Source organism: Psychrobacter halodurans (assembly GCF_017498075.1).
GTDB lineage: Bacteria > Pseudomonadota > Gammaproteobacteria > Pseudomonadales > Moraxellaceae > Psychrobacter > Psychrobacter celer.
The window spans coordinates 148,601-155,018 of record NZ_JAGBKN010000004.1 but is presented as its reverse complement, the minus strand read 5'-3'; the positions used below and the strand labels follow the sequence as shown (position 1 = coordinate 155,018).

The following is a 6,418-nucleotide window of genomic DNA, read 5'->3' as shown; positions in this document are numbered from 1 at the left end:
ACTTGCGTTCGAAAGTCTGCTGAGTAAGTCATAATGATTATATCTTTCTCTTTATTTTAAAAGCATTGTATCTTATTTATAAAAGACTGACTATACATAAGCGACAGTATAAAAAACCGCTTTCTTAATGATGAACTAAGATAGGCTGCGTACCAAAAGACTGAGCTTGCCCATTCATGGCGCTCAGTCTTTTTTGTGCGCCAAATGATGGTTGTCGCCCGCACACAGTCTTTAGCCATAATCCAACACAACACCCAAAAAAACCAGCTATATTAAAACCAGCCCTACTCATAACAAAAGCCGATGACAATCACTGTCGTTGGTGCAAAACAAATTGACACGGAGGTGTACGATGGGAGGTTTATATCCGCGTTTTAACCAAGCATTATTGTTGACGATGGCATTGGCATTTCTGCCTGCTATCTCTGCGTGCTCACAGCCGCAGGCAGATCCTAGCAAAAAAACCATTCCGACCAACTCTGATCAGTGGCAAAAAAAACTCGGTGATACTTTTGAGCAACTACCTAAGACCGATCAGCAACTACTCAGTCGCTATATGCTGCGCATGAAACTCAGCGGTGCCTATGAGTCTGGTGCGATGCCGCGCATTACGATCAAACAAGCCTTGATACAGCAGCGTGAATATGAGCGCTTGCATCCCAATAATCCCACGGGCAAAAAAAGCCCCATCATAAAAAGTCAGCAAGCGGCCACAGCCAATGCGCAACACTACCCTGTGGCGCTCTTGCCAGTCAAAAGCAGTGATAGCGACAGTTTAAACCAAGTAAAGCTCCAATTTATGCTATCCAACCACGGTGAAGTCGCCATCGATAGCTTTAAGGGTACATTGGTGATGAAAGACATCGCTTTGACCCAAGGCAAGCGTTTTAATGTTCCGTTGACTGTGTTTGAGCCTGCTATCAAACCTGAGCAGTCTGGCAAAATTATCATCGAGAGTAGCATTGAGGACATCAATGTCATGCGCGCTATCAGAAACACCAGAGACATGACTATTGAGATTAGCGAAGGGATGTTGACACTAGCAGATGGTCAACACGTTGAGTTTGATGAGTCTTTAATCAAATAAAACGTCACTAGGTACGCGCCTGGGTATATAAATGAATACGCAGGTAAGAGACTGGCTAAAAAGTAACAAGCACTCTCTTGTCATTATTTAAGTGATAAAGCGCGCTGATACACGCCCATAAAAAAAGCCCCAATCATTGCTGATTGGGGCTTTTCGAATTTGGCGGAGACGGAGAGATTCGAACTCTCGAAGGGCTATGAACCCTTGCCGGTTTTCAAGACCGGTGCATTCAACCGCTCTGCCACGTCTCCATTGGTGCATCATTATATAGATATCATTTCATAATGCAAGCAGATAATCTAAAAAAATTAAATTAATTTATCGATGAGCATAAATCACGAATTTAATGACCGCTGGAGGCCAAATGCAAACACATATCAAGCAGTCTATTGGCATAGCCCCACTCGTTGTCATACCAAGCAAAAACCTTGTACTGCGTACCGACCTGCATCAGCTGCTGACCATCAATGATAAGCGACTCGGTCTGATGGATAAAGTCGCTGGATACTAGTGGCTCATCGGTATAGGCCATAATATCACGCAAATGAACGTCGCTGGCGGCTGTCAGTACTTCACGAATCGCCGCAATGCTGACAGGCTGGGTGTCAAAGACAAAGGTCACATCGATCGCTGCAACGGTGATGGTGGGCACACGGATAGAGTGACCATTGACCTTGCCGACCATCGCCGGTAAGACACGCTCGGTCGCAGCGATACTGCTCGAGGTCGTAGGTATGATGTTATGACCTGAGGCACGGGCGCGTCTTGGATCTCGGTGCGCTTGATCGAGCACAGTCTGGTCAGCGGTGACTGCATGAATCTCTGTCATCATCGCGGAGGTGACGCCAAAAGCCTTATCAAGGGTATCGATCAGCGGTACCAGCGCTTGGGTGGTACATGAGACGCTCGAGATAATCGGTAACGCCCGCGTCAAGGTATCGCTGTTGACGCCCATCACGATACAGGCATCGACATCATCGAAAGGCGCTGCACCAATGATGACCTGCTGCGCGCCTGCCTCAATATGCAGATGCGCCTGCTCATAAGAGCGAAAGTGCCCCGTACACTCCAATACCACATCGACTCCTAGCGCTTGCCATGGCAGGCTCTTGGGATCTGGCTCTGAGAGCATATTGATACAATAAGTCAGGCTGTTTTTGGTCAGGCACAGCTGGGTTTTATTCTCATCCTTACTGGCTACCACCAGCTCAGCTGCCACGCCCAGCTGACTTAAGCGGCCATGCGCACTATCAAACTTTAATAAATGCAATAAAATATCAGCAGGTGCCAAATCATTAATTGCCACCACATGAATCGCACGACCCAAGACCTCAAAACGCTCTAATAAGGCGCGCAGTACATTACGCCCGATACGGCCAAAGCCATTAATCGCCACTCGTAATGGCTGAGTATGCTCGCCTGTATAAGGCATCGCGGCGACGGCTGGATCAGAGGTCAGTTGATAAGTGGCACTAGAAAAATCAGGCATAAAGACATATCGCTATAAAGATAAAAAAACGGCAAATCACTGAGACGATATCACATCATCGCCCAGCCCTATGGGGTAATAAAAATCAAGGCCAGACGAATGGTGTTGTAATCGATACGCTGCTTGAGATGCTCAAAGATTGGGCGCAGCTTAACACTGCCATCATCATTAAAGTCATTGGGATTGTTGGCGACTTTGATCGCGATATAAGCGGTACCTACTGCCGTCATCACCTCATCGTCTGGGCGCAGATGGTCACAGGCCAAGCTTGGGTCCTGCGCTTTTAACTCTGCAATATGGCGCATGATGGTAGATTGCGACAGCTGCCGCGCTTGTGATATCTCAGCGATAGACAAACTCTCTTCGAGGAGCGTTTTGGTTGCCAGCAAGGTGCTTTGGGACTTATCAGCGACCTGGTTGCGGCGTTTTTGTTTTTTGTCAATCTTTGCCTGCTGCTGCTCACGGCGCTTTTTTTGTAGCGCCGCGTAGGCATCAATCACTGATTGATTCAGCGTACCGCCCGATTTTAAGATAAACTTGTCATGCGACTGTGTCAGACTCTCTTCATTGAGCATGGCATAGTTGGCATCCGCCTCTTCGGAGAGCGCCAAAAACCGCTTGTCCGCCCCGCGTGCTAGGGGGTCTAACTGCAGACTCATCTCATTCATGCCAAGTAGCTGCAGCCCTGCTAACGACTTGAGGCGTGAGAGCGCCACATAGCCTTGACCCAGCTCAAAAGTGCGCGACAGATCAATCTCTGCGGCCTCTAGGGTCATACCTTGCGACTTGTGAATGGTAATTGCCCAAGCCAGACAAAGCGGTACTTGGCTGTAGCTTGCCAGCACCTCCCCTGTCTCATCTTCGATGATCCACTCTTCTGTCTCAGCGACGACCTCACGACCTGAGTTTAGCCGCACCACAGGCATTTTTTGCGTGGTGGGCTTTTTGGTTTTTGCCGTCTGCTTGTCTGACGTATCTGTCTTTTTGGCCGTCTCTGCGTCATCGTCTGCATCGACTTCTTCAATTAAGGCTTCGCTATTGCCCTTACCATCGTCTATCTTGACAGCGGCAAAGCCAACCAGCTCCCCCATGGTGCCATTCGAGACGCCAAGCTCGGTGTTGTTTTTAATAAACATCACCTTAGCGCCGACTTTGAGCGTCAGCTCATCTTGGGTACGCACGGTCTTTTTGAGAGTGTCGACCAGCTTACTATCGCCCGTCGACGTCGCCTCAAAACGCATCATCTCGCCATCTAGGGCGGCCAGCTCTTTGTCATTGATTTTATTGACGTTGAGATTGTGAGTATACAGTCGGGTGCGCTTGATATCGACGTCTTGATCATAGGTCGCCTCTAGTGCCGCAATCGCCTCAAAGGTGACTTCCTGACGGCGAATTTGGTTGAGAATGTCATCCAAATCCAGTCCGCCATTGGCCGCCTCGCTCACTTGACGATGCTGCTCAGACAGATAGCAAATATGAAACTTGGCATCGAGCCATGCCTCAGACATAAAAGCGAACTTTTCGCGGTTACTCTCGCCGCGACTGCCAATCGGTGGCAGCTGAAAAAAGTCGCCGGCAACGACCACTTGGATACCACCAAAGGCACTGTCATTTTTGCGCACGTGTTTGAGCACTTGATTGACTAAGTTTAGCTGCTTGGCATGCAGCATCGATATCTCATCGATGATAAGTACCGCTGTTTCTTTTAGGCGATCTGCCAAAAACTGCTTGCGCGATAGATTGCTCAAATCGCGCTCCGTCAGCTCATCTTTGATGCCTATTCCTGACCAGCTGTGAATGGTGGTGCCGCTCATGTGCGTCGCTGCAATGCCTGTACTGGCCGTGACCGCCACTGGCACACGGCGCGCGCGCAAATAATCAATATATTGGTTAAGAGTATAAGTCTTACCCGACCCTGCCGATCCAGTCAAAAAAACGTTTTGACCTGTTTTTAAAATATTAAGAGCAGAAGATTGACGCATATATCCAAACCAATAAGTAATAAAAGAAAATAGGAAGTAAAAACACCGCATGGCATCGCAACCAAGTGTGCGGCACTGCCATTTAATTATAACAGCTGCACTCACTTTACAAAGCACTTTAGCAGGCGCTAACCGCATAACATAAAGTTATATGATACGAAATATATCATTATAAAAAGTCATTATCTCTCAACGCCAAAGCTCAGTACGATAGAGTCATAGCTTGGTCAGGAAGGCCAAATATTTATGTTTCAATCATCATAATACCCAACAAGGAGTCGTTCATGTTATACGCTTATCCCAATACTGAAAACAGTCCCGTCCAATTCCGCAAAAAATACGACAACTTCATCAATGGTGAGTGGGTCGCCCCCATCGATGGTGAATACTTTGACAACCCAAGCCCCATCGATGGCAAAATCATCTGCCAAGTGGCACGTTCAAAAGAAGCCGATATAGAAAAAGCACTCGATGCTGCGCATGCTGCCAAAGACGCTTGGGGTAAAACCAGTGTCGCTGAACGCGCCAACTTGCTCCTCAAAATCGCAGACAAGATGGAAGCCAACCTCGAAGCCATTGCTATCGCCGAATGCTACGAAAACGGTAAGCCTGTGCGTGAGACTTTGATGGCGGATATCCCGCTAGCTATCGATCAGTTTCGCTACTTTGCCAGTGCCATTCGCGCCCAAGAAGGCGGCATCAGCCAGATCGATGAAGACACCGTTGCTTATCACTTCCATGAGCCACTAGGCGTGGTCGGACAAATCATCCCGTGGAACTTTCCTATCCTGATGGCGGTGTGGAAAATCGCCCCCGCCCTCGCCGCTGGTAACTGTATCGTCATGAAGCCTGCTGAGCAAACGCCAGCGTCCGTGCTATTTATGCTAGAAACCATCGGTATCGCTGACATTTTGCCAAAGGGCGTGCTAAACATCGTCAATGGCTTTGGCGTTGAAGCTGGTAAACCACTGGCCTCTAACCCGCGCATCAACAAAGTTGCCTTTACTGGTGAGACCACAACCGGCCGCCTTATCATGCAGTACGCCAGTGAAAATATCATTCCTGTGACGCTAGAGCTGGGCGGCAAAAGCCCCAACATCTTCTTTGCCGATGTGATGGATGAAGACGATGACTTCTTGGACAAAGCGGTCGAAGGTTTGGTCATGTTTGCCCTCAACCAAGGTGAGGTCTGTACGTGTCCGTCACGCGCACTGGTACATGAGAGTATCTATGATGAATTTATGAAACGCTGTATCGAGCGCGTCAAGGCCATCAAGATGGGCAACCCGCTAGATACTGATACCATGATTGGCGCGCAAGCCAGCTCAGACCAATTAGAAAAAATCCTCTCTTATCTGGATATCGGTAAACAAGAAGGCGCGAAAGTATTGGTCGGCGGCGAACAAGCCAAACATGATGGCGCGCTGGGCGATGGTCATTATGTGCAGCCAACCATCTTTGAGGGCACCAATGACATGCGCGTGTTCCAAGAAGAAATCTTTGGCCCTGTGCTTGCCGTCACAAAGTTTAAAGACGATGACGAAGCCATGAAAATCGCCAACGATACCTTATACGGCCTAGGCGCTGGCGTCTGGACTCGTAGTGTACATAAGGCGTATCGCTTTGGCCGTGGTATTCAAGCGGGCCGCGTCTGGACCAACTGCTATCACATTTATCCATCACACGCAGCCTTCGGTGGCTACAAGCAATCAGGTATCGGCCGCGAAAACCATCTAATGATGCTCGATCATTATCAGCAAACCAAAAACATGCTGGTCTCTTATAGTCCCAAAAAGATGGGCTTCTTTTAAGCCTGTCTGTCACGCACTTTATGGTAGCCGCCATAAAGTAATGAGTTGG

Annotated in this window: 4 protein-coding genes and 1 tRNA gene; 2 read left to right on the top strand and 3 right to left on the bottom strand. The window is 48.4% G+C overall.

Annotated elements, in window-relative coordinates; translation table 11 throughout:
- Positions 1 to 352: 352 nt before the first annotated feature.
- A complete protein-coding gene (locus J3491_RS03365) occupies positions 353 to 1,087 on the top strand; it encodes a hypothetical protein (protein ID WP_207969205.1) in 735 nt (244 codons plus the stop codon).
- Positions 1,088 to 1,247: 160 nt separating this feature from the next.
- Here the strand turns inward: J3491_RS03365 and J3491_RS03360 are convergent.
- The 3 genes from J3491_RS03360 to J3491_RS03350 form a co-directional block, all read right to left on the bottom strand.
- Positions 1,248 to 1,338: transfer RNA gene (locus tag J3491_RS03360), tRNA-Ser, on the bottom strand.
- Positions 1,339 to 1,430: 92 nt separating this feature from the next.
- The gene (locus tag J3491_RS03355) at positions 1,431 to 2,576 is read right to left on the bottom strand and encodes a type I glyceraldehyde-3-phosphate dehydrogenase (RefSeq protein WP_207969204.1); all 1,146 of its coding nucleotides are present in this window, start codon (positions 2,574 to 2,576) and stop codon (positions 1,431 to 1,433) included.
- A 68-nt stretch (positions 2,577 to 2,644) separates the two neighbouring features.
- A complete protein-coding gene (locus J3491_RS03350) occupies positions 2,645 to 4,558 on the bottom strand; it encodes an AAA family ATPase (RefSeq protein WP_207969203.1) in 1,914 nt (637 codons plus the stop codon).
- A 284-nt stretch (positions 4,559 to 4,842) separates the two neighbouring features.
- On the opposite strand from J3491_RS03350, the gene exaC reads away from it, so the two are divergent.
- Positions 4,843 to 6,369 carry an acetaldehyde dehydrogenase ExaC gene (exaC, locus tag J3491_RS03345; protein WP_075100603.1) on the top strand — a complete coding sequence of 509 codons (1,527 nt, stop codon included), beginning with the start codon at positions 4,843 to 4,845 and terminating at the stop codon, positions 6,367 to 6,369.
- Positions 6,370 to 6,418: the final 49 nt, after the last annotated feature.